The organism is Alishewanella maricola (assembly GCF_016343785.1).
In the GTDB taxonomy this organism is placed as follows: domain Bacteria; phylum Pseudomonadota; class Gammaproteobacteria; order Enterobacterales; family Alteromonadaceae; genus Alishewanella; species Alishewanella maricola.
On the sequence record NZ_JAEINI020000018.1, the window covers coordinates 1 to 26,227 of the forward strand.

A 26,227-nucleotide genomic window follows, 5' to 3' on the forward strand; every position below is an offset into this window, starting at 1 on the left:
CTGCATTCAGAGCGAGGCGTTTGCCTCAGTTAGCTTTCGCTTCACAGACCGGATGTCGTTGCCGTTGTCCCTGTCTGTGGATGCGCATTATAGAGATCTGAAAAACATGTTCAAGATCTTTTTTAGTAAAAAAGGATCGTTCGGGTGTTTTTTAAACGATCCGATGGTTTATTGGGCGATCTAAGGTATTAAACACCGAAATGAGGGTATACATAGTCTCGGTAATGGCTATTTATTATTTGTATCATTAGTTGCTTGCTGGGCATCTAGCTCTTGTTGATACAATAAATGGCCTAATTCACGCAAAAAGGGCTGACCTAGCGTTTCGGTTTCATAGATATCATCATTTAGGATCTGATTAGCATTGGTATAGATAATGGCAGAAAGGAAATACGAAACGTCATATTTGGTATCATTGATAAACGCAGCATCAATAACATGGCCATACGCTTGTCCATTTTTATTGTGGTAGTGAATGTACTCGGGTAAGCGTAGCTGTTCATCGCCTTTTAATAAGTACTTCACATAGGTATCAGTATACTGCTCTTCTGAATATTTAGGATATTCACTTTGCCGAGGCAGCATTCGCATATAACGTAAAATAAATTGACGCTGCGGTTCAGTGATATTAAAGCGCTGCTCTTCTGGGAACAACTCTGGCATAACAATACGCTTTACTACACCATCAAGGTCTAATAAGGATTGACGGTTCTTTAATGTAAAATCCATAGGCTGGTTGACCAACTGACCATGCTGAAAATAGCCTAAGCCGAGTTTTGGTTGACCTGTGTTTCGATAGGAAACTGCAACTTGACGCTGAGGTATAGCTAATAACGTTTTACCAACAGGATCTATAAAACGGATTGGATTGAAAAAGCGATTGTCATCGTCAGTAAATGGCACACTTAAACGATGATTAATAACAGTCGATGTTAAACCTTTAGCTTGAAGTTGTTGGTTAATATACTGCTGGCCCAATAATTCGTATAAACGATTACTGCTGTCATTATCACTCACGAGTAAGATTTTTTTAATGTAGTGCCCTACACTGGGTAAGCCAGACTCACTAGTTACATCTGTGTAAGCTGAAGATTGCGAAGGGTGTAGCGCGTCAGTCAACATTATTGTGTCTAAGGTTATACCGGCTGCAGTTTGTTCATTCAACCATTGCATAGCTAAGGCAACTAAAGGCAGTTTAACAGTACTCGCAGGATAAAAATAACGATCAGGCTGAACCCCATAATGATAATAATGTAACTTGGGTAATTCCCCATCAATCATAGGTGATTCTATTCGCGTGAAAATGATCTGCAGTTTATAGGTTTGACTGTCAGCAAATACCCTATCGAGCAATGTTAATTTCTGTTGGTTTTGCTCGAGCAACGGTAACAAAGGTTGACAACTCGATGCTGCGGTAAAATGCTGGCAAACATCTGAACGAGCAAATGCAATGTGCGGAATCATTGCAGCAGTTAGAAATATAAAAAAGAAAATTTTCAATTCGGCAGACCTTAATTCTTCAATGTTTATCATCATGCAACAGTTAGGATATATAATAAACACTTGTATAAATAGCATACAACAATAAAATTTGGATATAAAAAAACCGGGCATTAAGCCCGGTTTTTAGAAGAACAAGTGATTATTCAGCAGCAGTTTCTTCAACTGGCATTGCTGCGTCCGTTTCTGGACGATCAACTAATTCAATGTAAGCCATAGGTGCATTGTCACCAGTACGGAAGCCACACTTCATGATGCGAGTGTAACCACCTGGACGCGCGTTGTAACGCGGGCCTAAAACATTGAACAATAAACCTACAACTTCTTTATCACGAGTACGGGCAAAAGCCAGACGACGGTTTGCAACGCTGTCATTCTTTGCCAATGTGATCAATGGCTCGATCACACGACGTAACTCTTTAGCTTTTGGCAAAGTCGTTTTGATGATTTCGTGCTTCACCAACGAGCTTGCCATGTTGCGGAACATTGCAGTACGGTGGCTGCTGTTCCGATTTAATTGACGACCACTCTTGCGATGGCGCATGATCTATTCCTTCTCACTAAACCAGGAACTGGTATCTGGTTAGTCTTTATTTACCAAACTAGCTGGCGGCCAGTTTTCCAGGCGCATGCCTAAGGATAAACCGCGTGATGCCAACACGTCTTTGATTTCGGTAAGAGACTTCTTACCCAGGTTAGGCGTTTTAAGAAGCTCAACCTCGGTACGCTGTACCAGATCACCAATGTACTGAATCTGCTCTGCCTTCAGGCAGTTTGCAGAACGAACTGTTAGCTCTAAATCATCGACTGGACGTAACAGAATCGGATCAAACTCCGGTTTCTCTTCACGTTTTTCAGGCTCACTCTTATCACGCAATTCTACGAAGAATTCTAGCTGTTCAGCTAAAATTGTTGCTGCGCGACGAATGGCTTCCTCTGGCTCAACAGTGCCGTTGGTTTCCATATCGATAACCAGTTTATCCAAATCAGTACGCTGTTCTACCCGTGCTGCTTCAACAGTATAAGCAATACGCTCAACTGGGCTGAAAGATGCGTCAAGTAATAAGCGACCGATCGGACGTTCGTCATCATCTGAGGACAAACGAGCTGATGCAGGCACATAACCGCGACCACGTTCAATTTTCAGACGCATACTGAACTCAGTCTCGCCAGTCAAATTACAAATAACGTGCTCAGGGTTAACAATAACCACACCGTCGCCACGCTGGATATCTCCAGCAGTTACAGGGCCAGCACCTTTCTTCGTTAAAGTCAGGGAGACTTCATCTTTGTCTTCCAGGCGAACGGCAAGGCCTTTCAGGTTTAGGAGAATATCAATGATATCTTCCTGAACACCTTCTTTGGCACTGTACTCATGAAGAACGCCGTCTATTTCTACTTCAGTCACAGCACAACCTGGCATAGACGATAACAGAATACGACGTAACGCGTTGCCCAAGGTATGCCCGAAACCGCGCTCTAATGGTTCCAAAGTAACTTTGGCACGAGTTGGGTTGATCCTTTCGATACCAACTAATCTCGGCTTAAGGAATTCGGTGACAGAACCCTGCATATATCCTCTCTTAACAATTAGCTTTACTTAGAGTAAAGCTCGACGATTAACTGTTCGTTGATGTCAGCTGACAAATCTGAACGCTCAGGAGTGCGTTTGAAAACACCTTCCAGTTTCGTGTTGTCAACTTCGATCCAAGTTGGTTTCTCACGTTGTGCGGCTACTTCAAGCGCAGCACCGATACGGGCTTGCTTTTTAGCTTTTTCACGAACAGAGATAACTTGTTCAGGTAATACTTTGTATGATGGAATGTTTAACACTTGGCCATTAATCATAATAGCTTTGTGGCTAACAAGCTGACGGGCTTCAGCACGTGTGCTGGCCAGACCCATACGGTAAACTACGTTGTCTAAGCGTGACTCTAACAACGCTAACAGGTTCTCACCTGTATTACCTTTCAAACGAGCAGCTTCTTTGTAGTAATTACGGAACTGCTTCTCAAGCACGCCATACATACGACGTACTTTTTGCTTCTCGCGTAACTGTAAACCGTAGTCTGATAAGCGACCGCGACGTGCGCCGTGCTGACCAGGAGCTGTAGTTAAGTTACACTTTGAATCGATTGCTCTTACGCCGCTCTTCAGGAACAGATCTGTACCTTCGCGACGACTTAGTTTGAGCTTTGGACCCAAATATCTTGCCATCTTCTTTCTCCAATAATCCGTGAAGCGCTGTAATTACACGCGACGTTTTTTAGGTGGACGACATCCGTTATGTGGGATAGGCGTCACGTCGGTGATATTTGTGATCTTGTAACCAGCGGCATTCAGAGCACGAATCGCTGATTCGCGGCCTGGGCCTGGACCATTCACAAACACTTCAAGGTTTTTCAGACCATATTCCAGTGCAGCTGTACCTGCACGCTCTGCTGCTACTTGAGCTGCGAACGGAGTAGATTTACGTGAACCACGGAAACCTGAACCGCCTGCTGTTGCCCAACACAATGCATTGCCCTGACGATCAGTAATCGTCACGATGGTGTTGTTGAAAGAAGCATGGATATGAGCCATACCGTCTGAAACTTGTTTTTTTACCCGCTTACGAGTACGAACTGGTGCTTTAGCCATGTTGAATCACCTTATTTCTTAATCGCTTTACGTGGGCCCTTGCGGGTACGCGCATTAGTCTTAGTGCGCTGACCACGGACCGGCAGACTACGACGGTGACGTAAGCCACGGTAGCAACCAAGGTCCATTAAACGCTTAATGTTTAATGTGATTTCACGACGCAAGTCACCTTCAACGGTATACTTTGCAACTTCGTCACGTAGAGTATCTAATTGCGAGTCTGATAAAGACGCGATCTTAGTATTCTCTTCAATACCCACTGCCGCTAAAATTGATTTAGCGCGGGTCTTACCGATACCATAAACATAAGTCAGTGAGATCACTGCATGTTTATTATCGGGGATGTTAATGCCAGCGATACGGGCCACTAACGTTCTCCTATCTGAAATTAAAAGGTGCCAATTTGAAAAGCCCGTAAGGATACTCAAATGGCGCTTATATTGCAAACAATAAAGGGGCTAAACTTAAAGTTCAGCCCGCCTTATCGTTTTTCTGCTATTAGCCTTGGCGCTGTTTATGCTTTGGCTCACTGCAAATTACGCGAACTACGTTATTACGTTTGATCACTTTGCAGTTACGGCAGATCTTCTTAACGGAAGCTCGTACTTTCATAACTTAACTCCGCAAACTATCTTAACGGCCTATGCCTTTAAGATTTGCCTTTTTCAGCACAGAATCATACTGATGTGACATCAGATGTGTCTGTACCTGTGCCATGAAATCCATGATAACAACAACGATAATCAGTAAAGAAGTACCGCCGAAGTAGAACTGTACGTTCCATGCTACCATCATGAACTCAGGAACCAAACAAATAAAGGTAATGTACAACGCGCCGGCTAGGGTCAAACGTGTCATTACTTTATCAATGTATTTTGATGTCTGCTCGCCAGGACGAATACCAGGGATAAAAGCACCAGATTTCTTCAAGTTATCTGCTGTATCACGTGGGTTAAATACCAACGCAGTATAAAAGAAACAGAAGAAAATGATAGCCGCCGAGTATAACATCATATACAGCGGTTGTCCTGGAGATAATGTTAGCGACAATTCCTGTAAGAAATTGGCTAACATACCTTCACCTGTACCGAACCAACTGGCAATTGTACCAGGGAACAGAATAATGCTAGACGCGAATATCGGTGGAATAACACCGGCCATATTAACCTTTAACGGTAAATGGCTGCTCTGCGCGGCAAACACCTGACGGCCCTGCTGACGCTTTGCGTAGTTAACCACGATACGACGCTGGCCGCGTTCAAAGAACACCACAAACCAGGTAATCGCAACAACAATCACGCCAATAGCTACTAATAGTAAAAAGTGCAAATCGCCCTGACGCGCTTGCTCAATCGTCTGACCAATGGCAGACGGGAAGCCAGCAACAATACCGGTAAAAATTAGCAACGAAATACCATTACCAATGCCGCGCTCTGTAATTTGCTCACCTAACCACATTAAGAACATGGTACCGGTAACCAAGCTGATCACCGCGGTAAAGTAAAATGCAAAGCCTGGGTTAATGACCAACCCTGGCATCATATTTGGCAGGCCTGTGGCTATACCAATGGACTGTAGTATCGCTAAACCTAAAGTACCGTAGCGCGTGTACTGATTAATTTTACGCTTACCTGCTTCACCTTCTTTCTTTAATTCAGCCATTGCCGGATGCATTACCGTTAATAACTGAACAATGATAGAGGCAGAGATATAAGGCATAATGCCTAGCGCAAATACAGACGCACGCTCAAGAGCACCACCGCTGAACATGTTAAACATTTCAACGATGGTACCTTTTTGTTGCTCGAATAACTGAGCTAGCACGGTGGCGTCAATTCCAGGAATTGGCACAAATGAGCCTAACCGAAAAACGATTATGGCTAAGAGCACAAACAACAGACGAGATTTCAGTTCGCTGAATCCGCCTTTTGCTGCTCTTGAGTCCGAACCTGGTTTAGCCATCGCGTACTATCCTTATTATTCTTCGACTTTACCACCGGCGGCTTCGATCGCTGCACGCGCACCTTTAGTTACGCGTAAGCCTTTTACTGTTACTGGACGAGTGATCTCACCAGACAGTACAACTTTTGCGAACTTAACAGTACGAGAGATGATGTTCGCTTCCATTAAAGAAGCTAAATCTACTACGTCGCCATTAACAGCAGCTAGTTCGTGTAAACGGACTTCAGAAGAAACCAAAGATTTCTGAGAAGTAAAACCGAACTTAGGTAAACGTTGTTTCAAAGGCATTTGACCGCCTTCGAAGCCTGGACGAACACTGCCGCCAGAACGTGATTTAAGACCTTTATGGCCACGGCCAGCAGTCTTACCTAAGCCAGAACCGATACCACGGCCTACACGGCGTTTATCTTTCTTAGCACCTGGTGCTGGAGATAGAGTGTTTAATAACATCTGTTACTCCTCCACTTTAACCATGTAGTAAACGGCGTTGATCATACCGCGAACTGAAGGTGTATCTTCAACTTCGACAGTGTGACCAATACGACGTAAACCAAGACCCTTTAAAGAAGCCCGGTGATTCGGTAAACGACCGATACTAGACTTAGTTTGGGTGACTTTAACTGTTTTCTTCGTCATGGCAAATTACCCCAGAATATCGTCAACGCGTAAACCGCGTTTTGCTGCCACTTGTGCCGGTGACTTCACTGAAGACAGGGCATTAATGGTAGCGCGAACTACGTTAATTGGGTTAGTTGAACCATAACACTTAGAAAGAATGTTTTGGATACCCGCTACTTCCAACACGGCGCGCATTGCACCGCCGGCGATTAGACCAGTACCTTCTGCAGCAGGCTGCATGTAAACATTCGAACCTGAGTGCACACCACGTGTTGGGTGATGCAAAGTGTTACCATTTAATTCAACCTGTGTCATGTTACGACGTGCCTTTTCCATTGCTTTTTGAATAGCAGCTGGAACTTCACGTGCTTTACCATAACCGAAACCAACGCGACCGTTGCCGTCGCCAACTACTGTCAATGCAGTAAAGCTGAAAATACGACCACCTTTTACCACTTTGGACACGCGGTTAACGGCAACAAGCTTTTCTTGTAAATCAGATTGTTGTTTAGAATCTTCGTTAGCCATTAGCTACTCCTAGAACTGAAGACCGGCTTCACGCGCCGCGTCTGCTAACGCCTGCACGCGACCATGATACTGGAAGCCGCTACGGTCAAAAGCACATGCAGTTACGCCTTTAGCCACTGCACGTTCGGCGATCGCTTTACCTACAGCTTTGGCAGCATCTACGTTACCAGAGTACGAAAGTGATTCTTTAATTGAAGCTTCTAAAGTAGAAGCTGCAGCAATCACTTCAGCATTTGGCGCAATCAGCTGAGCATAGATGTGACGTGGAGTACGGTGTACTACCAGGCGATTCGCACCTTGTTCGATAATGTTTCTGCGAGTGCGTTTGGCACGACGCAGACGAGCAAGTTTCTTATCCATCGTCCTACCTTACTTTTTCTTAGCTTCTTTACGACGCACGTTTTCATTCGCATAACGAACACCTTTGCCTTTGTAAGGCTCTGGTTTACGGTATGCACGAATGTTGGCAGATACCTGTCCAACTAATTGCTTGTCAGCACCTTTGACCCAAACTTCAGTTTGTGTTGGTGTTTCGATAGTGATACCAGCTGGCACCTCGAAAACGACCGGGTGAGAAAAGCCCAGGCTTAGGTTTAAAACCTTACCTTCAGCTTTTGCACGGTAACCAACACCGACTAATTCCAGTTTCTGGCTGAAGCCTTCGCTTACACCAGTAACCATGTTGTTCAATAATGCGCGAGCAGTACCTGCTTGTGCGTCAGCGTTTTCGAAACCTTGACGAGGCACTGTACGCAGTACATTGCCATCAACAACGATTTCAACCGCAGGGTTAACATTCAGTGTTAACTCGCCGTTTTTGCCCTTAAGCGCCACAACTTGACCTGTTTGCGTTACAGTAACGCCTGCAGGTAGAGTGACGGGGGCTTTAGCAACACGAGACATAAATTAACCCCTCCGTTACGCTACGTAGCCGATGATTTCGCCACCGATACCAACCTTGCGCGCAGCACGGTCAGTCATTAGTCCTTTAGATGTTGACACGATGGCCACACCTAAACCGCCCATTACCTTAGGTAATTCGTTGCTTTTCTTATAGATACGCAAACTTGGACGACTAACACGATCGATAGTCTCAATAACTGATTTGCCCTGGAAATACTTTAAAGTAACTTCCAGTTCTGGTTTTACATCACCAGACACAGCGAAATCGCCGATGTAACCTTCGTCTTTTAAAACTTTCGCAATTGCAATCTTCAATTTAGAAGAAGGCATTTTAACCGCAACTTTATTGGCCGACTGGCCGTTACGGATGCGAGTAAACATATCCGCTACTGGATCTTGCAAACTCATAGCTCGTTACTCCCGTGATTCTTACCAGCTAGCCTTACGAAGGCCAGGAATTTCACCGCGCATCGCCGCTTCGCGAACTTTGATCCGGCTCATACCGAACTTACGCAGATAACCATGTGGACGACCTGTCACACGACAACGATTACGTTGACGTGCAGGGCTTGAATCACGCGGTAACGTTTGTAACTTAAGAACCGCTGCCCAACGATCTTCATCAGAAGTTGAAGTGTTAGCAATCAGATCTTTAAGTTCAAAACGTTTTGCAGCGAATTTGGCTACCAGTTGTGCACGCTTTGCTTCACGTGCTTTCATTGATTGTTTTGCCATGACCCTACACCTTATTTCTTGAACGGGAAGTTAAACGCCGCAAGTAAAGCACGTCCTTCGTCATCAGTACGAGCAGTTGTCGTAATCGTGATATCTAAACCACGGATTGCATCAACTTTATCGTAATCGATTTCAGGGAAAATGATTTGCTCACGAACACCCATGCTGTAATTACCACGACCGTCGAATGATTTCGGGTTTACACCACGGAAATCACGGATACGGGGGATAGCAATAGAAACTAAACGTTCTAAGAAATCCCACATACGCTCGCCGCGCAGGGTTACTTTCGCGCCAATAGGGTAGCCTTCACGGATTTTGAAACCAGCGACTGACTTACGAGCCTTAGTTACCAGAGGTTTCTGGCCAGCAATAGCAGTTAAATCTGCTACAGCGTTATCAAGGATCTTTTTGTCAGCTACGGCTTCACCCACACCCATATTGAGTGTGATTTTAACAATCCGAGGGACTTGCATGACGCTGGAGTAGCCAAACTGTTTGAACAGTTCTGGGACTACGGTGTCTTTATAAATTTCATGCAGTTTCGCCATCGTATTACTCCAATAGCATTAAATTACTTCGTTATTCGATTTGAAGAAACGCACTTTCTTGCCATCTTCAAAACGGAAACCTACACGATCTGCTTTACCCGTTTTAGGGTTAACAATCGCTACGTTTGAAACATGAATCGAGGCTTCTTTCTCGACGATACCGCCAGGCTGATTAACAGCTGGAACCGGCTTCTGGTGTTTCTTAACCAGATTAACGCCTGAAACATAAACACGGTTGTCGCCAACTAATACTTTAGTGACTTTGCCTTGTTTACCCTTGTCCTTACCAGTAAGAACAATAACCTCGTCATCACGACGGATTTTGCTAGCCATGGTGACTCCTTACAGTACTTCTGGTGCCAGAGACACGATCTTCATAAACTTATCGCCACGAAGTTCACGTGTAACAGGCCCGAAAATACGGGTACCGATCGGTTCCAGCTTAGTGTTTAATAACACCGCTGCATTGCGATCAAAACGGATTAATGACCCGTCCTGACGACGTACGCCTTTAGCTGTACGCACCACCACTGCATTCAGAACATCACCTTTTTTAACTTTACCGCGAGGAATTGCTTCCTTAACAGTAACTTTGATGATGTCACCAATTGCAGCATAACGGCGATGCGAACCACCTAAGACCTTAATACACATTACGCTGCGCGCGCCGCTGTTGTCTGCGACTTCCAGCATAGATTGCATCTGGATCATCTTAGTGCTCCGCTATTCTACTATGTAACCTTCTCAGGTTACGCTGCTTACGATAATAAAACCCCTCCCCAGAGGAAGGGCGCGTGATTATAACAGCAGTTATGGCAAAGTGGTAGTTTAAAATAAAAACAATTCGGTGTATGCCTAGACACGCACCGCCACTCACCCGATCTGTTGCTACAAACAAAAACGGCTCCAACAGGAGCCGTTTTATTCTTCTTCTTAATTATTAAGAAGCAGATTCAACGATAGCTACCAGGGTCCAAGACTTAGTCTTAGACAAAGGACGGCATTCACGGATAGTGACTACGTCGCCTTCTTTACACTGATTAGTTTCGTCATGCACGTGCAGTTTGGTAGTACGCTTGATGAATTTACCATAAATTGGGTGTTTCACCTGACGTTCAATCGCAACAGTGATAGATTTATCCATCTTGTCGCTGATTACTTTACCTTGCAGTGTACGGGTATTAGTTTCAGTCATTACGCACCTGCCTTCTCGGTTAAGATAGTCTTAACGCGCGCGATATCACGACGCACCTGCTTCAATAAGTGTGTCTGAGCTAACTGACCAGTAGCTGCTTGCATGCGCATGTTGAACTGCTCACGTAACAGACCTAATAATTCAGCATTTAACTCTTCAACACTTTTTGTTTTCAATTCGCTGGCTTTCATCACATTACCGTCCGCGTTACGAAGGTGGTCTTGAATGGAAGCTTAGCAGCAGCCAATGCAAAAGCATGACGCGCTAGTTCTTCAGACACACCGTCCATTTCATACAGAACTTTGCCAGGTTTAATCTGACATACCCAGTACTCAACAGCACCTTTACCACTACCCATACGTACTTCTAACGGCTTAGCTGTGATTGGCTTATCTGGGAACACACGGATCCAGATTTTACCAACACGTTTAACAGCCCGCGTCATAGCACGACGTGCAGATTCGATTTGACGTGAAGTCATTTGACCACGTTCTACAGATTTCAGTGCGTATGTACCGAAACTTACTTTATCACCAACTTGTGATAAACCACGGTTACGGCCTTTGTGCACTTTACGAAATTTTGTACGTTTTGGTTGCAACATCGCTCAATACCCCTACTTAGCCTTACGAGCCGGTTTTTTCGGCGCTTTAGGCTGGTTGTTATTGTTGGCGTTGTTGGCGTTATTTTGCAGAGGCAGAGCACCTAGGATCTCGCCTTTGAAAATCCACACTTTGACACCAATGATACCGTAAGTAGTCAGTGCTTCAGAAGTATTGTAGTCAATGTCTGCACGAAGAGTATGCAGAGGTACACGACCTTCACGATACCACTCGTCACGAGCAATCTCAGCACCGCCTAAACGGCCGCTAACTTGAACCTTGATACCTTTAGCACCAATACGCATAGCATTTTGTACCGCACGCTTCATAGCACGACGGAACATCACACGACGCTCTAACTGGCTACTGATAGAATCAGCAACTAATTTCGCATCTAGCTCTGGCTTACGGATCTCAGAGATATTGATCTGAGCAGGCACGCCAGCAATGGCAGCGACTTGCTTACGGATCTTCTCAACGTCTTCACCTTTTTTACCGATAATCACGCCTGGACGCGCAGTGTGAATAGTCACACGGATGCTTTTCGCAGGGCGTTCAATATCGATCCGGCTTACTGAGGCTGCTTTCAGTTCTTTTGTCAGGTACTGACGAACTTTATAGTCACCGTTCAGGAAATCCGGGAAATCTTTTGTATTCGCGAACCAGGTAGAGCTCCATGGCTTAGTGATACCTAGGCGAATACCATTAGGATGTACTTTCTGTCCCATTTCTATCTCCTAGTTATCAGCTACGACCACAGTGATGTGGCTGGTACGCTTGACGATACGATCAGCACGACCTTTAGCGCGTGGTTTGATACGCTTCATAGATGGACCTTCGTCAACGAAGATGGTCTTCACTTTCAGTGTATCGATGTCCGCGCCTTCATTGTGCTCAGCGTTGGCAATGGCTGATAAAAGTACCTTTTTGACTAACTCAGCAGCTTTCTTCGGGCTGTAAGTTAGTACATTCAACGCCTTCTCAACTGACAATCCACGTACTTGGTCAGCGACCAAACGCGTTTTTTGAGCAGAAGAACGGGCAAATTTGTGTTTAGCTAATGCTTGCATCATTTACCCCTTAGCGCTTCTTGGCCTTTTTGTCGGCTGCATGACCACGATAGGTACGAGTAGGTGCAAATTCACCTAACTTGTGACCGATCATCTCTTCTGAGACAAATACTGGTACATGTTGACGACCATTATGGACAGCGATGGTCAAACCGATCATATCAGGTATGATCATTGAACGACGGCTCCAAGTCTTTATAGGCTTCTTGTCTCCGCTTTCCAACGCTTTCTCTACCTTCTTCAGCAAGTGAAGGTCAATAAATGGACCTTTCTTGAGAGAACGTGGCATGGCAATTCCTCACAAATTATTTATCACGACGACGTACGATAAGTTTATCAGTACGCTTGTTTGAACGAGTCTTGTAACCTTTAGTCGGTACGCCCCATGGAGTCACTGGATGACGACCACCTGAGGTTTTACCTTCACCACCACCGTGTGGGTGATCGACTGGGTTCATTACTACACCACGTACGGTTGGGCGGATGCCGCGCCAGCGCATTGCACCAGCTTTACCGTATTGACGTAACATGTGCTCAGCATTACCGATCTCACCGATAGTCGCGCGACAATCTGCTAATACTTTACGTACTTCGCCGCTACGCAGACGCAGGGTAACATACTCACCATCACGAGCCAGGATCTGAACGAATGCGCCTGCTGAACGAGCCAGCTGACCGCCTTTACCTGGTTTCATTTCGATGTTGTGTACTACTTGACCAACTGGGATGTTGCGCAGTGGCAGCGTGTTACCTGCTTTGATTGGTGCATCAACACCAGAGATAACTGCGTCACCCGCTTTCATGCCTTTAGGGGCAAGAATGTAACGACGTTCGCCGTCTGCGTACAACACTAATGCGATGTTTGCAGTACGGTTTGGATCGTATTCTAAACGCTCAACTTTGCCCGGAATACCGTCTTTCATGCGTTTAAAATCAACAACACGATAGTGTTGCTTATGACCACCACCGATATGGCGAGTAGTGATACGACCGTTGCTGTTACGACCACCCGTCTTAACTTTCTTCTCTAACAAAGGCGCGTAAGGCTTGCCTTTGTGCAGGTCAGGGTTAACCACTTTTAAAACGTGGCGACGACCTGGTGACGTAGGTTTACACTTTACAAGTGCCATTTCCTAACTCCTCTTCTTACTCAGCGCCGCCAACAAAATCGATTTCGCTGCCTTCTTTAAGAGTAACGTAAGCTTTTTTCCAATCGCTACGTTTGCCCATACGCGCACCAGTGCGCTTGGCCTTACCCTTAACGTTAACAGTACGAACACCTACTACTTCTGTTTCAAACAGTTTTTCTACAGCAGCTTTAATATCAGCTTTTGTAGAAGTAGTGGCTACTTTAAAAACGATAGTGTTGTGTTTTTCTGCCGCAGTAGTACTCTTTTCAGAAACGTGCGGAGCCAGAATCACTTTTAGTAAACGTTCTTCGCGGATCATGCTAAAAGCTCCTCAAGTTGTTTAACTGCAGCAGCAGTCATTAACACTTTGTCGAATGCGATTAAGCTGACTGGGTCGATACCGTGTACGTCACGAACGTCAACTTTGTATAAGTTGCGTGCAGATAAGAACAAGTTCTCGTCTACTTCGTTAGTTACGATCAGAACGTCTTTTAAATCCATCGCTTTCAGCTTTGCAGTCAAGTCTTTTGTCTTTGGTGAATCAACGCCAAAACTCTCAACAACAATTAAGCGCTCCTGACGAACTAATTCAGACAGAATGCTTTGAATTGCACCGCGATACATTTTACGGTTAACTTTTTGGCTGTGATCTTGTGGCTTAGCCGCAAAAGTCACACCACCGCCACGCCAAATTGGACTGCGGATTGTACCAGCACGCGCGCGGCCAGTACCTTTTTGACGCCATGGCTTCTTGCCGCCACCACGTACTTCTGAACGTGTCAATTGAGCACGAGTACCCTGACGGGCACCAGCTGCAAAAGCAACTACTACCTGATGTACCAGAGCTTCGTTAAACTCACGTCCAAAGGTAGCTTCGGAAACTTCAAGAGCGCCTTGAGCGTCTCGTAATGCTAATTCCATCACTTATCTCCTAGACGTTAGCTTTTAACAGCTGGTTTAACGATAACGTCACCGCCGATAGCACCAGGCACTGCGCCTTTTACTAACAGAATGTTACGTTCCGCATCAACACGAACCACTTCAAGAGACTGTACAGTTACCCGTTCAGCGCCCATGTGGCCAGCCATTTTCTTACCTTTGAATACTTTACCTGGTGATTGGTTTTGACCAATTGAACCCGGTGCACGGTGTGATAAAGAGTTACCGTGAGTAGCATCCTGAGTACGGAAATTCCAGCGCTTAACAGCACCTTGGAAACCCTTACCTTTTGATGTGCCAGCGACATCAACTTTCTTTGTATCTGCGAAAATATCAACAGTAATCTCGCTACCAACAGTGATGTCGGCGCCTTCGTTGTCTTGTAGGCGGAATTCCCACAGACCACGACCCGCTTCTACACCCACTTTTGCAAAATGACCTGCTTCTGGCTTGCTCAGGCGGCTTGCCTTAACAGTACCAGTAGTCACTTGCAACGCGCTATAGCCTTCAACGTCTTGCGTTTTAACAGCAGTAACGCGGTTTGGTGTTGCTTCGATTACGGTTACTGGGATTGATACACCATCTTCAGTGAAGATGCGTGTCATGCCCACTTTACGACCGATTAGACCGATAGCCATTTCCTAAACCTCTCTAAAAACCTGTCTGATTAGCCCAGGCTGATTTGAACGTCAACGCCAGCAGGCAGATCTAAACGCATCAGCGCATCAACTGTTTTTTCAGTTGGTTCCACGATGTCGATTAAACGCTTGTGCGTACGGATTTCGTACTGGTCACGCGCATCTTTATTGACGTGAGGAGAAATCAGAACAGTGAAACGTTCCTGACGAGTTGGTAGTGGAATTGGACCACGAACCTGTGCGCCGGTACGTTTTGCTGTGTCAACGATTTCCATAGTTGACTGATCGATCAAACGGTGATCGAACGCTTTCAGACGGATGCGAATCCTTTGATTACTCATGTATCAAAGCCTCAAAGAGCAAAAAGAGCAAAAATAAACATAAACAAATGCCCATAATGGGTTTGCTTATGCACCAAGTTACCAGTTGCCCCCCAATCGGGGGCTTATAGTACAAACTACGCATACTCACTTTAGAGGTTGCAATGTAGCTTGTATCAGCCAGATATGAATCGACTGGCCGCATATTATATACAGAACAATTGATAATGCAAGTGCTGTTTATTATTCCAACAGCCAACCTCAAAGCAGACGCTAATTGTACTTTGTTGCAACGTCTACCTTGAGGCTTAACAGCAAGCTATGCGTTAAAATTGATCTTCAGTTAGCGCAAACATCGCTGACCCATCGCTTTGCAAACTGCTAAATAAACCATCAACCTTTGGCAACACTTTTTGTGTATACCACATGGCTGTTTGAGTTTTAGCCGCCACGAAGTCAGCACTGTGTTTAGCAGGGTTTAACGCCATGAGATTTCTTTGCCACATATAAGCATAGAGTACATAGCCCACTGCATCTAAGTAATCACAAGCATTCATACTGAGCACGTTTTGTTCTTGCGCCAATAATGAATGACTGACGTCAATTAATTGCGTTATGCGCTTTTCGACAACAACACTTATCGACGTAGGATGCGCTTTTAGTTCGAGTTGAATATCATTTAATAAGGCAAGTAACACGGCAGCTTGATCTGATGCGACTTTTCGCAACATGAAGTCAGCCGCTTGAATACCATTGGTTCCTTCATAGATCTGGGCAATTCGTACATCACGCACTAACTGCTCCATGCCCCACTCTTTTACATAACCATGACCACCGAATACTTGCTGGGCCGTAATACATGCATCTAACCCTCGATCGGTCATAAAGGCTTTGGTGATCGGTGTCAGTAAATTAGCTCGCTGTGCTGATTGCGCACAACCGTCGTATTTTGCACGATCCAGCAAATTTGCCACCCAAGTAGCGAAAGTGCGACCGGCCTCGTTCATTGCTTTAATGTTAAGTAGCATTCGCCTAACATCAGCATGACCCAGGATGGCATCCGCTTTATTAGGATCCGTTTTACCGGTTCTTCCTTGTAAGCGATCTTTGGCATAAGCTAACGCATTTTGATATGCCCGCTCGGCAGCTCCTAGCCCTTGGCTGCCCATCGACAAACGCTCGTAATTCATCATGGTAAACATACACGCTAGACCACGATGCGGCTCGCCGATTAAATAACCGCGCGCACCATCAAAGTTAAGCACACAAGTAGCCGAACCATTAATACCCATCTTATGTTCGATAGAGCCAACATTGACGGCATTACGCTCTGCTAAGTCACAGTTTTCTGTCACAATAAATTTTGGTACTAGAAATAAAGAAATGCCTCGACTTCCAGCAGGTGCATCTGGCAACTTAGCTAACACTAAATGAATGATATTTGATGTCAGATCATGCTCACCAGCAGTGATAAAAATTTTGCTACCCGAAATTAAGTAACTGCCATCTGTATCGGGTTTTGCAGTTGTACGCATAATGCCTAGGTCTGAACCCGCATGAGCCTCGGTCAAACACATCGTGCCAGACCATTCTCCGCTGTATAATTTTGGTAAGTAACAGGCTTTCATTTGCTCATCGGCATGCTGTAACAGGGTAACGCAGGCGCCGGCGGTTAAACCTGGATATAACGAAAAAGCGATATCCGCACTACAAAGCATTTCATCAACCATCATAGAAAGCGATTTTGGCATGCCCATTCCACCAAATTCAGCATCACCACTGAGGCCAGTCCAGCCACCCTCGGATAAACTTTGATAAGCTGTGTAATAATGCTCGGGCAAACTGACTTTACCATCGGCGAGTTGTGCACCTACCGCATCTGCTATTTGGCTATAGGGAGCAAGTTGTTGCTCACAAATTTTTGCGGCCTCTTCTAAGATGGCTTTTGCTGTATCGGCTTCTATTAATTCTTGTAATTGAGGTTGCTGCTGCCAGTACTGGTCTAATTGCCAAACGTCGAACAGATTAAAACTTATGTCGTCTACAGGGGCTTGATACTGACTCATACTATCACCTTAATTACTAAACAAATGGCCTCTAGCATCGCACAGCCGAGATTTTCAAACAAGTGTTTGAATTGTTGCCTTTGCATATATTTTAAGCATAAAAAAAGGCCCCGTAGGGCCTTCTTTACATCAGTGCTGATTAAGCAATGATTTTTGATACTACGCCAGCACCTACTGTGCGGCCGCCTTCACGGATAGCGAAGCGTAAACCTTCGTCCATCGCGATTGGGCAAATCAGTTCAACAACAAACTTCAGGTTGTCGCCAGGCATAACCATTTCTACGCCTTCTGGTAATTCTACTGCACCCGTTACGTCTGTTGTACGGAAGTAGAACTGTGGACGGTAGCCTTTGAAGAATGGCGTGTGACGACCACCTTCTTCTTTTGACAATACGTACACTTCGCCTTCGAACTTAGTGTGTGGCTTGATTGAACCTGGCTTCGCTAATACTTGACCACGTTCTACGTCTTCACGCTTAGTACCACGTAATAAAGCACCGATGTTCTCGCCTGCACGACCTTCGTCTAACAGCTTACGGAACATTTCTACACCAGTACAAGTAGTCGCTACAGTGTCTTTGATACCAACGATTTCTACTGTCTCACCCACTTTGATGATACCTTGCTCTACACGGCCTGTTACTACAGTACCACGACCAGCAATTGAGAATACGTCTTCGATTGGCATGATGAATGGCTTATCAATCGCACGTACTGGCTCAGGGATATACGTATCTAACGCTTCGCCTAATTCCAGGATTTTCTTTTCCCACTCAGCATCGCCTTCCAGACCTTTTAAGGCTGAACCACGGATTACTGGTAAGTCATCACCTGGGAAGTCGTAGTCTGAAAGAAGCTCACGCACTTCCATTTCTACTAATTCTAATAACTCTTCGTCATCTACCATGTCACACTTGTTCATGAACACGATGATGTAAGGTACACCAACCTGACGTGATAACAGGATGTGCTCACGCGTTTGTGGCATTGGGCCGTCAGTCGCCGCTACTACCAGAATAGCACCGTCCATCTGTGCCGCACCAGTGATCATGTTTTTAACATAGTCAGCGTGACCTGGACAGTCTACGTGTGCATAGTGACGTGTTGGTGTATCGTATTCAACGTGTGACGTGTTGATAGTGATACCACGAGCTTTTTCTTCTGGTGCTTTATCGATTTGATCGAAAGCAAATGCCTGACCGCCGTATGTCTTTGCTAATACGTTAGTGATAGCAGCTGTCAGAGTAGTTTTACCGTGGTCAACGTGGCCGATAGTACCTACGTTTACGTGCGGTTTTACGCGTTCAAATTTAGCCTTAGCCATTTATAGACCCTTCTTAGTCAAATTTAAGACCCGTTAAATCGGGACTGTTTAATCGTTAATCGTAAGCTCTACGAGAAGCAATAATTGCTTCAGTAACATTGCTTGGTGCTTCCTGATAATTCAGCGGTTCCATAGAGTAAGAGGCACGGCCCTGACTCAAAGAACGCATATTAGTTGCATAGCCAAACATTTCAGATAACGGTACATTGGCGTCGATTATCTTAATCCCGCCAGGCGCATCTTCCATACCGTTGATGATACCGCGACGACGGTTTAAATCACCAACGATATCACCCATGAAGTCATCTGGCGTAACTACCTCAACCTTCATAATAGGCTCGAGGACAACCGGCTTAGCCTGAAGAGCTCCTTTTTTGAAGCCCATAGACGCAGCGATTTTGAACGCCATTTCGTTCGAGTCAACATCGTGGTAGGAACCATCGAATACAGTAACTTTCACGTCGATTACCGGATAACCCGCTAATACACCGTTTTTCATTTGTTCCTGAACGCCCTTATCAATAGCAGGGATAAATTCTTTTGGAATCGCCCCGCCAATTACTGCGTTCTCGAACTTATAACCTTCACCCTCAGGTAACGGCTCAATCCGCAACCAGCAATGACCAAATTGGCCACGACCGCCTGACTGACGAACAAACTTACCTTCAACTTCTGTTTTGCCACGCAATGTTTCACGGTAAGACACCTGTGGTTTACCCACATTGGCCTCGACCTTAAATTCACGACGCATGCGATCAACAATGATGTCGAGATGTAATTCACCCATACCAGAAATAATGGTTTGTGCGGTTTCTTCGTCAGTATGTACTCGGAATGACGGATCTTCTGCTGCCAGCTTGCTTAACGCTATTCCCATCTTTTCTTGATCAGCCTGTGTTCTAGGCTCAACAGCAACAGAAATAACCGGCTCAGGAAACACCATGCGTTCCAAAATAATCGGATGATCCATATCACATAAGGTATCGCCCGTTGTCGTATCTTTGAGACCAATCGCAGCAGCAATATCGCCGGCGCAAACAGCCTTGATTTCCTCGCGCGCGTTAGCATGCATCTGTACGATGCGGCCAATACGCTCTTTCTTCATTTTTACTGAGTTGTATACTGCTGAGCCTGACTCAACAATACCCGAGTAAACACGGAAAAAAGTAAGAGTACCAACAAACGGGTCTGTAGCAATTTTGAATGCTAGCGCCGCAAAAGGTTCCGAATCAGCCGATTTACGAAAGCCTTCAGTTTCATCAGGCAGAATACCGTTGATTGCTTTTACTTCTGTCGGTGAAGGCAGATAGTAAATAACGTTATCCAACATGGCCTGCACGCCTTTATTCTTAAAGGCAGAACCTACTTGCACTAGCACTATTTCATTACGTAACGTTAAATCACGTAATGCTTGACGCAACTCATCTTCAGTGAATTCTTCACCTTCGAGATAGCGTTCCATCATGGATTCGTTAGCATCAGCCGCTGCTTCCATCAGGTTTTGGCGCCACTCATGACATTCTTCCAGCATTTCTGCTGGGATCTCTTCATAAGTGAAGGTCATACCCTGATCTTCTTCGTTCCAGTTAATAGCCTTCATTTTGACGAGATCAACTACGCCTCTGAAGTTATCTTCTGCCCCGATTGGCAACTGAATAGGTACGCAACGTGAATTTAAACGGTCGTTCGCTTGCTTTACAACCCGCAGGAAGTTCGCACCGGTACGATCCATTTTATTCACGAAGATCATTCTAGGAACTTCGTACTTATTTGCTTGACGCCAAACTGTTTCAGTTTGAGGCTGCACACCTGATGACCCGCACAATACGACGACGGCACCATCTAGCACGCGCAAAGAACGCTCTACTTCGATAGTGAAATCTACGTGACCTGGGGTATCAATCAAGTTAATACGGTGCATATCAAACTGCTGCTGCATACCAGACCAAAAGGTCGTGGTAGCCGCAGAAGTAATAGTAATACCGCGTTCCTGCTCCTGCTCCATCCAATCCATTGTGGCTGCGCCATCATGAACTTCACCAATTTTGTGAGAGCGGCCTGTATAAAACAGGATCCGCTCAGATGTCGTAGTTTTGCCGGCATCAACGTGAGCACAGATACCAATGTTACGGTAACGTTCTATTGGAGTTGTACGTGCCACTCTACATTCCTCTTAGTTAAGAAATTCTTACCAGCGGAAGTGTGCGAACGCTTTATTCGCTTCGGCCATACGGTGCACGTCTTCACGTTTCTTAACCGCAGAACCTTTATTTTCGATTGCATCAAGCATCTCACCAGCAAGACGCTGAGCCATAGACTTTTCACCACGTTTACGGGCAGCTTCCACTAACCAACGCATAGCTAAAGCGTTACGACGTACTTGACGAACTTCACACGGCACTTGGTAGGTAGAACCACCAACACGACGTGATTTAACTTCGACTGTAGGACGAATGTTGTCTAAAGCCACTTCGAATAAATCGATGTGTTCTTTTTTAGACTTTGCAGCTGCAATTTCAAGTCCGCCGTATACAATTGATTCGGCTGTAGATTTTTTACCGTCGACCATTACGACGTTTACAAACTTTGCCAACAATTCACTTCCGAACTTAGGATCTGGAAGGATTTTACGTTGACCTATGACGCGTCTTCTAGGCATTCGAAACTCCGATTGCTTCAGGTGATTCCAAAACTTTTAATACATTAAAGAAAAAAAGTTGTTTAGTTTGGCCTTACTAACGGAGTACCGTTATTTCTTAGGCCGCTTGGCGCCGTATTTAGAACGGCCTTGTCTACGATCTTTTACGCCTGCACAGTCTAATGTGCCACGTACGGTGTGGTAACGCACACCTGGAAGGTCTTTTACCCGGCCACCGCGGATCAGCACTACGCTGTGTTCCTGCAGGTTGTGGCCTTCACCACCAATATAAGAAGACACTTCGAATCCGTTAGTTAAACGAACACGGCATACTTTACGTAATGCTGAGTTAGGCTTCTTAGGTGTAGTGGTGTATACACGGGTACAAACACCACGCTTCTGCGGGCAAGCTTCAAGCGCCGGAACGGTGCTCTTGGCTACCTTCTGGCTGCGCGGCTTACGCACTAGCTGGTTGATTGTTGCCATTAAATACTCCTGGTTAATAAATACCCAATAAACGTGAAAATTCCGCCCCCGAAATTAGGGTCGCGGAATTCTAATGGTCAAGCTTTGACCTGTCAAGTTACAATGCAATTTGCCGGCATTTTAATCACCGGCAAACGGCATCTTGCTTGTTTACTCGTCGTTGCCCGATAAGTTCATGTTTAATGCATCGGTCAAGGCCTGTTCGGCAGACTCTGCACTTCTTGTCGGTTCAACAACTTCATTGTTGCCAGCACGTTGACGAGCGCGATTCTGGTGATAAGCAAAACCAGTACCGGCTGGGATCAAACGGCCAACAATAACGTTCTCTTTCAAACCACGTAATTCATCAATCTTACCTGCAACAGCAGCTTCGGTGAGAACACGGGTTGTTTCTTGGAACGACGCTGCAGAAATGAACGAGTCAGTCGACAGAGACGCTTTGGTGATACCCAGTAATGAACGTTCATACTGTGCTGGCATTTTGCCCGCGGCTTCCAGATCACGGTTTGCGATATTAACGCGCGCCACTTCTGCTTGTTCACCTTCCAAGAACTCGCTATCACCAGGGTGGGTAATAATACACTTACGCAACATTTGACGAATAATCGTTTCAATGTGCTTATCGTTGATTTTAACGCCCTGTAAGCGATATACATCCTGAACTTCGTTAACGATATAGCTGGCAACCTGGTGAATACCACGTAAACGCAGGATATCGTGAGCTGATTCAGGGCCTTCTGAAATAACTTCACCTTTCTCAATGCGTTCACCTTCGAACACATTGACTTGGCGCCACTTCTGAATCATTTCTTCATGTGCATCACCCTGTTCAGGGGTAATGATGAGGCGACGTTTGCCTTTAGTTTCTTTACCGAAGCTAATCACACCAGAGATTTCAGCCAAAATAGCTGGATCTTTCGGCTTACGTGCTTCAAATAAATCAGCTACGCGAGGCAGACCACCGGTGATGTCACGTGTCTTCGAGCTTTCTTGCGGAATACGTGCTAACACGGTACCTGTTACTACTGTGTCACCGTCGGTAACTTCGATAGTTGTAAAGCTAGGTAAACGGATCTCTTGTAAACCACCATCATCTGTTGCCAGGATCAGTTTTGGCTCTTTCGCATTGGCTTTAGCTAAATCTTTAACAACCGTTCGAGTTAAACCGGTTAACTCGTCTTGTTGTACTTCAGTGTTGGTATCATCAACATCACTGAAAGAAACCTTAGCGCCACGCTCAAGAATGATTGGGTGTGAATGCGGATCCCAGTTCGCTACAACCTGACCAGCAACGATTTTCGCGTTGTCGTCAGTGGCCATGATCGAACCGTATGGCAGTTTATAACGCTCTTTCTCGCGGCCTAAGTCATCAAATACGGTCACTTCAGCTGAACGAGAGGTAATAACAATCTTGTTATCCGCGTTACGTACAAACTTCGCATTCTGCAGTTTAAGCATACCGGCATTTTTAACCTGTACGCTGTTTTCAGCAGAAGAACGCGATGCAGCACCACCGATGTGGAATGTACGCATGGTTAACTGTGTACCAGGCTCACCGATTGATTGCGCAGCAATAACACCTACAGCTTCACCAGCATTGATTAAGTGACCACGTGCTAGGTCGCGACCATAACACTTAGCACACACACCAAAGTCAGTTTGACAGGTAATTACTGAACGCACATGTACTTCATCAATCGAGTTCTGTTCAATAATGTCACACAGCTGTTCATCAAGCATGGTGCCGTCAGCGACAAGAACTTCTTCGGTAGTTGGCGATAAAATATCACCGATAACCACACGACCCAGTACTCGCTCACGTAGACCTTCAACCACGTCACCACCTTCAATCAGCGGCTTCATGATAATACCTTGCTCAGAACCACAGTCTTGCTCAGTCACCACTAAATCTTGTGCTACATCGACTAAACGACGCGTTAAGTAACCCGAGTTAGCTGTCTTCAATGCCGTATCGGCAAGACCTTTACGCGCACCGTGCGTTGAAATGAAGTACTGTAATACACTCAGACCTTCGCGGAAGTTTGCGGTAATGGGCGTTTCGATGATTGAACCATCTGGTTTTGCCATCAGACCACGCATTGCGGCTAACTGACGGATCTGCGCCGGAGAACCCCGAGCGCCTGAGTCAGCCATCATATAAACAGAGTTAAATGATTGTTGCTCAACAGTATTACCATCACGGTCAACCACATTCTCTTTCGAAAGGTTGTCCATCATCGCTTTAGATAAGCTTTCGTTGGCATTTGACCAAATATCGATAACTTTGTTGTATTTTTCACCGGCTGTTACCAAACCTTGTTGGAACTGGTCTTGAATTTCGGCTACTTCATTTTCAGCATCATCGATGATCTTAGTTTTCGAGTCAGGGATGACCATGTCATCAATACCAACAGAAACACCTGATAACATCGCATAATGGAAACCGGTATACATGATTTGGTCAGCCAAAATAACGGTTTTCTTCAGACCGATACGGCGATAAGCACCATTCAATAAGCGAGAAATTTGTTTCTTGCCCATGGCTTGGTTAACTGATTCAAAACTCATACCTTCCGGCAGGATTGAATACAGAATTGCACGACCTACTGTTGTATCTTTCACTTCCGTTGTTTCAGTACGGCTACCATCTTCAGCAAATTCAACTTCAGTGATACGCACTTTAACTTTAGCATGTAAGCTTGCACAGTCTGCACGGAAGGCTTTTTCAGCTTCTTTCGCGCTCTTGAACATCATGCCTTCGCCTTTCGCGTTAACCGCTTGGCGAGTCATGTAATACAGACCTAATACAACGTCCTGTGAAGGAACAATGATTGGCTCACCATTGGCGGGTGACAGTACGTTATTCGTTGACATCATCAACGCACGCGCTTCTAACTGCGCTTCGATAGTTAACGGTACGTGTACCGCCATTTGGTCACCATCGAAGTCGGCGTTATAAGCCGCACACACTAATGGGTGCAGTTGAATCGCTTTACCTTCAATCAGCACAGGTTCGAAAGCTTGAATACCTAAACGGTGCAGTGTTGGTGCACGGTTTAACAATACAGGGTGTTCACGAATGACTTCGTCTAACACATCCCATACCGCGCCTTCTTCGCGCTCAACCATTTTCTTAGCCGCTTTAATGGTGGTGGCTAAACCACGCGCTTCAAGCTTGCCGTAAATAAAAGGTTTGAACAGCTCAAGAGCCATTTTCTTCGGTAAACCACACTGGTGTAAACGCAGTGTAGGACCTACGGTGATAACCGAACGACCAGAATAGTCAACACGCTTACCTAACAAGTTCTGACGGAAGCGACCTTGCTTACCTTTGATCATGTCAGCTAACGATTTTAATGGACGCTTGTTAGAACCGGTAATAGCACGACCACGACGACCGTTATCTAATAGCGCATCAACCGCTTCTTGTAACATACGTTTTTCGTTGCGTACGATAATGTCTGGTGCAGACAAATCTAATAAACGCTTCAAACGGTTGTTACGGTTAATCACACGACGGTATAAATCGTTAAGATCTGACGTGGCAAAACGGCCACCATCCAATGGAACTAATGGACGTAAATCTGGCGGTAATACCGGTAAAACAGTCATGATCATCCACTCAGGCTTATTGCCAGAGGTGTGGAATGATTCCATTAACTTAAGACGCTTACTGATCTTCTTACGCTTGGTTTCAGAGTTAATCGTAGGTAACTCTTCACGCATTTGTTTGATTTCAGTTGGCAGCTCAATACCTTTCAGAATATCCAGAATCGCTTCTGCACCCATCTTGGCTTCGAACTCATCACCATGTTCTTCTAACACGTCTAGATATTCTTCTTCAGTTAACATCTGACGACGCTCTAAAGAAGTCATACCCGGCTCGGTAACAACATAGCTTTCGAAATATAATACACGTTCGATATCACGCAAGGTCATATCTAACAGTAAACCGATACGGCTGGGCAGCGACTTTAAAAACCAAATGTGCGCGGTTGGGCTAGCCAACTCGATATGACCCATACGCTCACGACGTACTTTTGTTAAGGTCACTTCTACGCCACATTTTTCACATATTACGCCGCGGTGCTTCAAACGTTTGTACTTACCACACAAACACTCGTAGTCTTTTACTGGGCCAAAGATACGGGCACAGAATAAACCGTCACGCTCTGGTTTAAAGGTACGGTAATTGATCGTCTCGGGCTTTTTCACTTCACCAAACGACCATGAACGGATCATGTCTGGCGAAGATAAGCCGATACGAATAACATCAAACTCTTCAGTCTTAGTTTGTTGTTTCAGAAACTTTAATAAGTCTTTCACCTTTGCTCTCCTGTAAGAGGTAAACCGGAATGGGGCAGCTTACTGACTGCCCCCCA

Annotated in this window: 36 protein-coding genes; 1 reads left to right on the plus strand and 35 read right to left on the minus strand. The window is 45.3% G+C overall.

Going from position 1 to position 26,227, the window contains the following annotated elements; all coding sequences use genetic code 11:
• The coding region (locus JAO78_RS15655; RefSeq protein ID WP_226752309.1) for a hypothetical protein at positions 1-184 on the plus strand (184 nt) is incomplete at its 5' end.
• Positions 185-228: 44 nt separating this feature from the next.
• Here JAO78_RS15655 and JAO78_RS15660 read toward each other — a convergent pair.
• The 35 genes from JAO78_RS15660 to rpoC form a co-directional block, all read right to left on the minus strand.
• Entirely contained in the window at positions 229-1,464 is a 1,236-nt protein-coding gene (locus JAO78_RS15660) for a serine hydrolase (RefSeq protein WP_226752310.1), read from the minus strand.
• Positions 1,465-1,642: 178 nt separating this feature from the next.
• Positions 1,643-2,044 carry a 50S ribosomal protein L17 gene (gene rplQ / locus JAO78_RS15665; protein WP_226752311.1) on the minus strand — a complete coding sequence of 134 codons (402 nt, stop codon included), beginning with the start codon at positions 2,042-2,044 and terminating at the stop codon, positions 1,643-1,645.
• A gap of 39 nt (positions 2,045-2,083) precedes the next feature.
• On the minus strand, positions 2,084-3,073 hold the full coding sequence (locus JAO78_RS15670) for a DNA-directed RNA polymerase subunit alpha (RefSeq protein WP_226752312.1): 990 nt from the start codon (positions 3,071-3,073) through the stop codon (positions 2,084-2,086).
• 23 nt (positions 3,074-3,096) lie between these two features.
• On the minus strand, positions 3,097-3,717 hold the full coding sequence (gene rpsD / locus JAO78_RS15675) for a 30S ribosomal protein S4 (RefSeq protein ID WP_226752313.1): 621 nt from the start codon (positions 3,715-3,717) through the stop codon (positions 3,097-3,099).
• A gap of 33 nt (positions 3,718-3,750) precedes the next feature.
• Positions 3,751-4,140, minus strand: a complete 390-nt coding sequence (rpsK, locus tag JAO78_RS15680; RefSeq protein ID WP_040552629.1) for a 30S ribosomal protein S11 — start codon at positions 4,138-4,140, stop codon at positions 3,751-3,753.
• A gap of 11 nt (positions 4,141-4,151) precedes the next feature.
• Complete coding sequence (gene rpsM, locus JAO78_RS15685) at positions 4,152-4,508, minus strand: 30S ribosomal protein S13 (protein ID WP_226752314.1); 357 nt, start codon at positions 4,506-4,508, stop codon at positions 4,152-4,154.
• A 130-nt stretch (positions 4,509-4,638) separates the two neighbouring features.
• Positions 4,639-4,752 (minus strand): 50S ribosomal protein L36, encoded by a 114-nt coding sequence (gene rpmJ, locus JAO78_RS15690; RefSeq protein ID WP_008950799.1) that lies wholly within the window; start codon positions 4,750-4,752, stop codon positions 4,639-4,641.
• Positions 4,753-4,773: 21 nt separating this feature from the next.
• Entirely contained in the window at positions 4,774-6,102 is a 1,329-nt protein-coding gene (gene secY, locus JAO78_RS15695) for a preprotein translocase subunit SecY (protein WP_226752315.1), read from the minus strand.
• 15 nt (positions 6,103-6,117) lie between these two features.
• Positions 6,118-6,552, minus strand: coding sequence for a 50S ribosomal protein L15 (gene rplO / locus JAO78_RS15700; protein ID WP_226752316.1), 435 nt, complete (start codon positions 6,550-6,552; stop codon positions 6,118-6,120).
• 3 nt (positions 6,553-6,555) lie between these two features.
• The gene (gene rpmD / locus JAO78_RS15705) at positions 6,556-6,738 is read right to left on the minus strand and encodes a 50S ribosomal protein L30 (RefSeq protein WP_226752317.1); all 183 of its coding nucleotides are present in this window, start codon (positions 6,736-6,738) and stop codon (positions 6,556-6,558) included.
• Positions 6,739-6,744: 6 nt separating this feature from the next.
• Positions 6,745-7,248, minus strand: a complete 504-nt coding sequence (gene rpsE / locus JAO78_RS15710) for a 30S ribosomal protein S5 (RefSeq protein ID WP_226752318.1) — start codon at positions 7,246-7,248, stop codon at positions 6,745-6,747.
• Between the two features lie 9 nt (positions 7,249-7,257).
• Complete coding sequence (gene rplR / locus JAO78_RS15715) at positions 7,258-7,608, minus strand: 50S ribosomal protein L18 (protein ID WP_226752319.1); 351 nt, start codon at positions 7,606-7,608, stop codon at positions 7,258-7,260.
• 9 nt (positions 7,609-7,617) lie between these two features.
• On the minus strand, positions 7,618-8,151 hold the full coding sequence (rplF, locus tag JAO78_RS15720) for a 50S ribosomal protein L6 (protein ID WP_226752320.1): 534 nt from the start codon (positions 8,149-8,151) through the stop codon (positions 7,618-7,620).
• A gap of 15 nt (positions 8,152-8,166) precedes the next feature.
• Positions 8,167-8,559: a 30S ribosomal protein S8 gene (rpsH, locus tag JAO78_RS15725; protein WP_226752321.1), complete on the minus strand. Its 393-nt coding sequence runs from the start codon at positions 8,557-8,559 to the stop codon at positions 8,167-8,169.
• 21 nt (positions 8,560-8,580) lie between these two features.
• Positions 8,581-8,886 carry a 30S ribosomal protein S14 gene (gene rpsN / locus JAO78_RS15730; RefSeq protein WP_226752322.1) on the minus strand — a complete coding sequence of 102 codons (306 nt, stop codon included), beginning with the start codon at positions 8,884-8,886 and terminating at the stop codon, positions 8,581-8,583.
• 11 nt (positions 8,887-8,897) lie between these two features.
• The gene (gene rplE / locus JAO78_RS15735; RefSeq protein ID WP_226752323.1) at positions 8,898-9,437 is read right to left on the minus strand and encodes a 50S ribosomal protein L5; all 540 of its coding nucleotides are present in this window, start codon (positions 9,435-9,437) and stop codon (positions 8,898-8,900) included.
• A gap of 18 nt (positions 9,438-9,455) precedes the next feature.
• Positions 9,456-9,770: a 50S ribosomal protein L24 gene (rplX, locus tag JAO78_RS15740; protein ID WP_226752324.1), complete on the minus strand. Its 315-nt coding sequence runs from the start codon at positions 9,768-9,770 to the stop codon at positions 9,456-9,458.
• A gap of 9 nt (positions 9,771-9,779) precedes the next feature.
• Positions 9,780-10,148, minus strand: a complete 369-nt coding sequence (gene rplN / locus JAO78_RS15745) for a 50S ribosomal protein L14 (RefSeq protein ID WP_189434388.1) — start codon at positions 10,146-10,148, stop codon at positions 9,780-9,782.
• A 229-nt stretch (positions 10,149-10,377) separates the two neighbouring features.
• Positions 10,378-10,632, minus strand: coding sequence for a 30S ribosomal protein S17 (gene rpsQ / locus JAO78_RS15750; protein WP_226752325.1), 255 nt, complete (start codon positions 10,630-10,632; stop codon positions 10,378-10,380).
• On the minus strand, positions 10,632-10,823 hold the full coding sequence (gene rpmC / locus JAO78_RS15755) for a 50S ribosomal protein L29 (RefSeq protein ID WP_226752326.1): 192 nt from the start codon (positions 10,821-10,823) through the stop codon (positions 10,632-10,634). Before rpmC ends, rpsQ begins: the two co-directional genes overlap by 1 nt.
• Complete coding sequence (rplP, locus tag JAO78_RS15760; protein WP_226752327.1) at positions 10,823-11,236, minus strand: 50S ribosomal protein L16; 414 nt, start codon at positions 11,234-11,236, stop codon at positions 10,823-10,825. The genes rpmC and rplP overlap by 1 nt, the downstream gene beginning before the upstream one ends.
• Before the next feature lie 12 nt (positions 11,237-11,248).
• Complete coding sequence (rpsC, locus tag JAO78_RS15765; protein ID WP_189434397.1) at positions 11,249-11,962, minus strand: 30S ribosomal protein S3; 714 nt, start codon at positions 11,960-11,962, stop codon at positions 11,249-11,251.
• A 9-nt stretch (positions 11,963-11,971) separates the two neighbouring features.
• Positions 11,972-12,304 carry a 50S ribosomal protein L22 gene (rplV, locus tag JAO78_RS15770; protein ID WP_226752328.1) on the minus strand — a complete coding sequence of 111 codons (333 nt, stop codon included), beginning with the start codon at positions 12,302-12,304 and terminating at the stop codon, positions 11,972-11,974.
• Positions 12,305-12,314: 10 nt separating this feature from the next.
• The gene (rpsS, locus tag JAO78_RS15775; protein ID WP_008950795.1) at positions 12,315-12,593 is read right to left on the minus strand and encodes a 30S ribosomal protein S19; all 279 of its coding nucleotides are present in this window, start codon (positions 12,591-12,593) and stop codon (positions 12,315-12,317) included.
• 16 nt (positions 12,594-12,609) lie between these two features.
• Positions 12,610-13,434, minus strand: coding sequence for a 50S ribosomal protein L2 (gene rplB / locus JAO78_RS15780; RefSeq protein WP_226752329.1), 825 nt, complete (start codon positions 13,432-13,434; stop codon positions 12,610-12,612).
• Positions 13,435-13,450: 16 nt separating this feature from the next.
• Positions 13,451-13,753, minus strand: coding sequence for a 50S ribosomal protein L23 (gene rplW, locus JAO78_RS15785; protein WP_226752330.1), 303 nt, complete (start codon positions 13,751-13,753; stop codon positions 13,451-13,453).
• Positions 13,750-14,355, minus strand: a complete 606-nt coding sequence (gene rplD, locus JAO78_RS15790; protein WP_226752331.1) for a 50S ribosomal protein L4 — start codon at positions 14,353-14,355, stop codon at positions 13,750-13,752. The genes rplW and rplD overlap by 4 nt, the downstream gene beginning before the upstream one ends.
• 17 nt (positions 14,356-14,372) lie before the next feature.
• A complete protein-coding gene (rplC, locus tag JAO78_RS15795; protein WP_226752332.1) occupies positions 14,373-15,011 on the minus strand; it encodes a 50S ribosomal protein L3 in 639 nt (212 codons plus the stop codon).
• 29 nt (positions 15,012-15,040) lie between these two features.
• Positions 15,041-15,352, minus strand: coding sequence for a 30S ribosomal protein S10 (gene rpsJ, locus JAO78_RS15800; RefSeq protein WP_008899121.1), 312 nt, complete (start codon positions 15,350-15,352; stop codon positions 15,041-15,043).
• Between the two features lie 305 nt (positions 15,353-15,657).
• A complete protein-coding gene (locus JAO78_RS15805) occupies positions 15,658-17,397 on the minus strand; it encodes an acyl-CoA dehydrogenase family protein (protein WP_226752333.1) in 1,740 nt (579 codons plus the stop codon).
• Between the two features lie 139 nt (positions 17,398-17,536).
• On the minus strand, positions 17,537-18,721 hold the full coding sequence (gene tuf / locus JAO78_RS15810; RefSeq protein WP_097113087.1) for an elongation factor Tu: 1,185 nt from the start codon (positions 18,719-18,721) through the stop codon (positions 17,537-17,539).
• A 55-nt stretch (positions 18,722-18,776) separates the two neighbouring features.
• Positions 18,777-20,882, minus strand: coding sequence for an elongation factor G (fusA, locus tag JAO78_RS15815; RefSeq protein WP_226752334.1), 2,106 nt, complete (start codon positions 20,880-20,882; stop codon positions 18,777-18,779).
• 27 nt (positions 20,883-20,909) lie between these two features.
• Positions 20,910-21,380 carry a 30S ribosomal protein S7 gene (rpsG, locus tag JAO78_RS15820; RefSeq protein WP_226752335.1) on the minus strand — a complete coding sequence of 157 codons (471 nt, stop codon included), beginning with the start codon at positions 21,378-21,380 and terminating at the stop codon, positions 20,910-20,912.
• Between the two features lie 90 nt (positions 21,381-21,470).
• Complete coding sequence (gene rpsL, locus JAO78_RS15825) at positions 21,471-21,845, minus strand: 30S ribosomal protein S12 (protein WP_226752336.1); 375 nt, start codon at positions 21,843-21,845, stop codon at positions 21,471-21,473.
• A 150-nt stretch (positions 21,846-21,995) separates the two neighbouring features.
• On the minus strand, positions 21,996-26,171 hold the full coding sequence (rpoC, locus tag JAO78_RS15830; RefSeq protein ID WP_226752337.1) for a DNA-directed RNA polymerase subunit beta': 4,176 nt from the start codon (positions 26,169-26,171) through the stop codon (positions 21,996-21,998).
• Between the last annotated feature and the right edge of the window lie 56 nt (positions 26,172-26,227).

Excerpts from the sequence above, each read along its gene's own strand:
- JAO78_RS15660 (WP_226752310.1), bottom strand. The coding sequence starts at position 1,464 with ATGATTCCGCACATTGCATTTGCTCGTTCAGATGTTTGCCAGCATTTT.
- rplQ (WP_226752311.1), bottom strand. The coding sequence starts at position 2,044 with ATGCGCCATCGCAAGAGTGGTCGTCAATTAAATCGGAACAGCAGCCAC.
- JAO78_RS15670 (WP_226752312.1), bottom strand. The coding sequence starts at position 3,073 with ATGCAGGGTTCTGTCACCGAATTCCTTAAGCCGAGATTAGTTGGTATC.
- rpsD (WP_226752313.1), bottom strand. The coding sequence starts at position 3,717 with ATGGCAAGATATTTGGGTCCAAAGCTCAAACTAAGTCGTCGCGAAGGT.
- rpsK (WP_040552629.1), bottom strand. The coding sequence starts at position 4,140 with ATGGCTAAAGCACCAGTTCGTACTCGTAAGCGGGTAAAAAAACAAGTT.
- rpmJ (WP_008950799.1), bottom strand. The coding sequence starts at position 4,752 with ATGAAAGTACGAGCTTCCGTTAAGAAGATCTGCCGTAACTGCAAAGTG.
- secY (WP_226752315.1), bottom strand. The coding sequence starts at position 6,102 with ATGGCTAAACCAGGTTCGGACTCAAGAGCAGCAAAAGGCGGATTCAGC.
- rplO (WP_226752316.1), bottom strand. The coding sequence starts at position 6,552 with ATGTTATTAAACACTCTATCTCCAGCACCAGGTGCTAAGAAAGATAAA.
- rpmD (WP_226752317.1), bottom strand. The coding sequence starts at position 6,738 with ATGACGAAGAAAACAGTTAAAGTCACCCAAACTAAGTCTAGTATCGGT.
- rpsE (WP_226752318.1), bottom strand. The coding sequence starts at position 7,248 with ATGGCTAACGAAGATTCTAAACAACAATCTGATTTACAAGAAAAGCTT.
- rplR (WP_226752319.1), bottom strand. The coding sequence starts at position 7,608 with ATGGATAAGAAACTTGCTCGTCTGCGTCGTGCCAAACGCACTCGCAGA.
- rplF (WP_226752320.1), bottom strand. The coding sequence starts at position 8,151 with ATGTCTCGTGTTGCTAAAGCCCCCGTCACTCTACCTGCAGGCGTTACT.
- rpsH (WP_226752321.1), bottom strand. The coding sequence starts at position 8,559 with ATGAGTTTGCAAGATCCAGTAGCGGATATGTTTACTCGCATCCGTAAC.
- rpsN (WP_226752322.1), bottom strand. The coding sequence starts at position 8,886 with ATGGCAAAACAATCAATGAAAGCACGTGAAGCAAAGCGTGCACAACTG.
- rplE (WP_226752323.1), bottom strand. The coding sequence starts at position 9,437 with ATGGCGAAACTGCATGAAATTTATAAAGACACCGTAGTCCCAGAACTG.
- rplX (WP_226752324.1), bottom strand. The coding sequence starts at position 9,770 with ATGGCTAGCAAAATCCGTCGTGATGACGAGGTTATTGTTCTTACTGGT.
- rplN (WP_189434388.1), bottom strand. The coding sequence starts at position 10,148 with ATGATCCAGATGCAATCTATGCTGGAAGTCGCAGACAACAGCGGCGCG.
- rpsQ (WP_226752325.1), bottom strand. The coding sequence starts at position 10,632 with ATGACTGAAACTAATACCCGTACACTGCAAGGTAAAGTAATCAGCGAC.
- rpmC (WP_226752326.1), bottom strand. The coding sequence starts at position 10,823 with ATGAAAGCCAGCGAATTGAAAACAAAAAGTGTTGAAGAGTTAAATGCT.
- rplP (WP_226752327.1), bottom strand. The coding sequence starts at position 11,236 with ATGTTGCAACCAAAACGTACAAAATTTCGTAAAGTGCACAAAGGCCGT.
- rpsC (WP_189434397.1), bottom strand. The coding sequence starts at position 11,962 with ATGGGACAGAAAGTACATCCTAATGGTATTCGCCTAGGTATCACTAAG.
- rplV (WP_226752328.1), bottom strand. The coding sequence starts at position 12,304 with ATGCAAGCATTAGCTAAACACAAATTTGCCCGTTCTTCTGCTCAAAAA.
- rpsS (WP_008950795.1), bottom strand. The coding sequence starts at position 12,593 with ATGCCACGTTCTCTCAAGAAAGGTCCATTTATTGACCTTCACTTGCTG.
- rplB (WP_226752329.1), bottom strand. The coding sequence starts at position 13,434 with ATGGCACTTGTAAAGTGTAAACCTACGTCACCAGGTCGTCGCCACGTT.
- rplW (WP_226752330.1), bottom strand. The coding sequence starts at position 13,753 with ATGATCCGCGAAGAACGTTTACTAAAAGTGATTCTGGCTCCGCACGTT.
- rplD (WP_226752331.1), bottom strand. The coding sequence starts at position 14,355 with ATGGAATTAGCATTACGAGACGCTCAAGGCGCTCTTGAAGTTTCCGAA.
- rplC (WP_226752332.1), bottom strand. The coding sequence starts at position 15,011 with ATGGCTATCGGTCTAATCGGTCGTAAAGTGGGCATGACACGCATCTTC.
- rpsJ (WP_008899121.1), bottom strand. The coding sequence starts at position 15,352 with ATGAGTAATCAAAGGATTCGCATCCGTCTGAAAGCGTTCGATCACCGT.
- JAO78_RS15805 (WP_226752333.1), bottom strand. The coding sequence starts at position 17,397 with ATGAGTCAGTATCAAGCCCCTGTAGACGACATAAGTTTTAATCTGTTC.
- tuf (WP_097113087.1), bottom strand. The coding sequence starts at position 18,721 with ATGGCTAAGGCTAAATTTGAACGCGTAAAACCGCACGTAAACGTAGGT.
- rpsG (WP_226752335.1), bottom strand. The coding sequence starts at position 21,380 with ATGCCTAGAAGACGCGTCATAGGTCAACGTAAAATCCTTCCAGATCCT.
- rpsL (WP_226752336.1), bottom strand. The coding sequence starts at position 21,845 with ATGGCAACAATCAACCAGCTAGTGCGTAAGCCGCGCAGCCAGAAGGTA.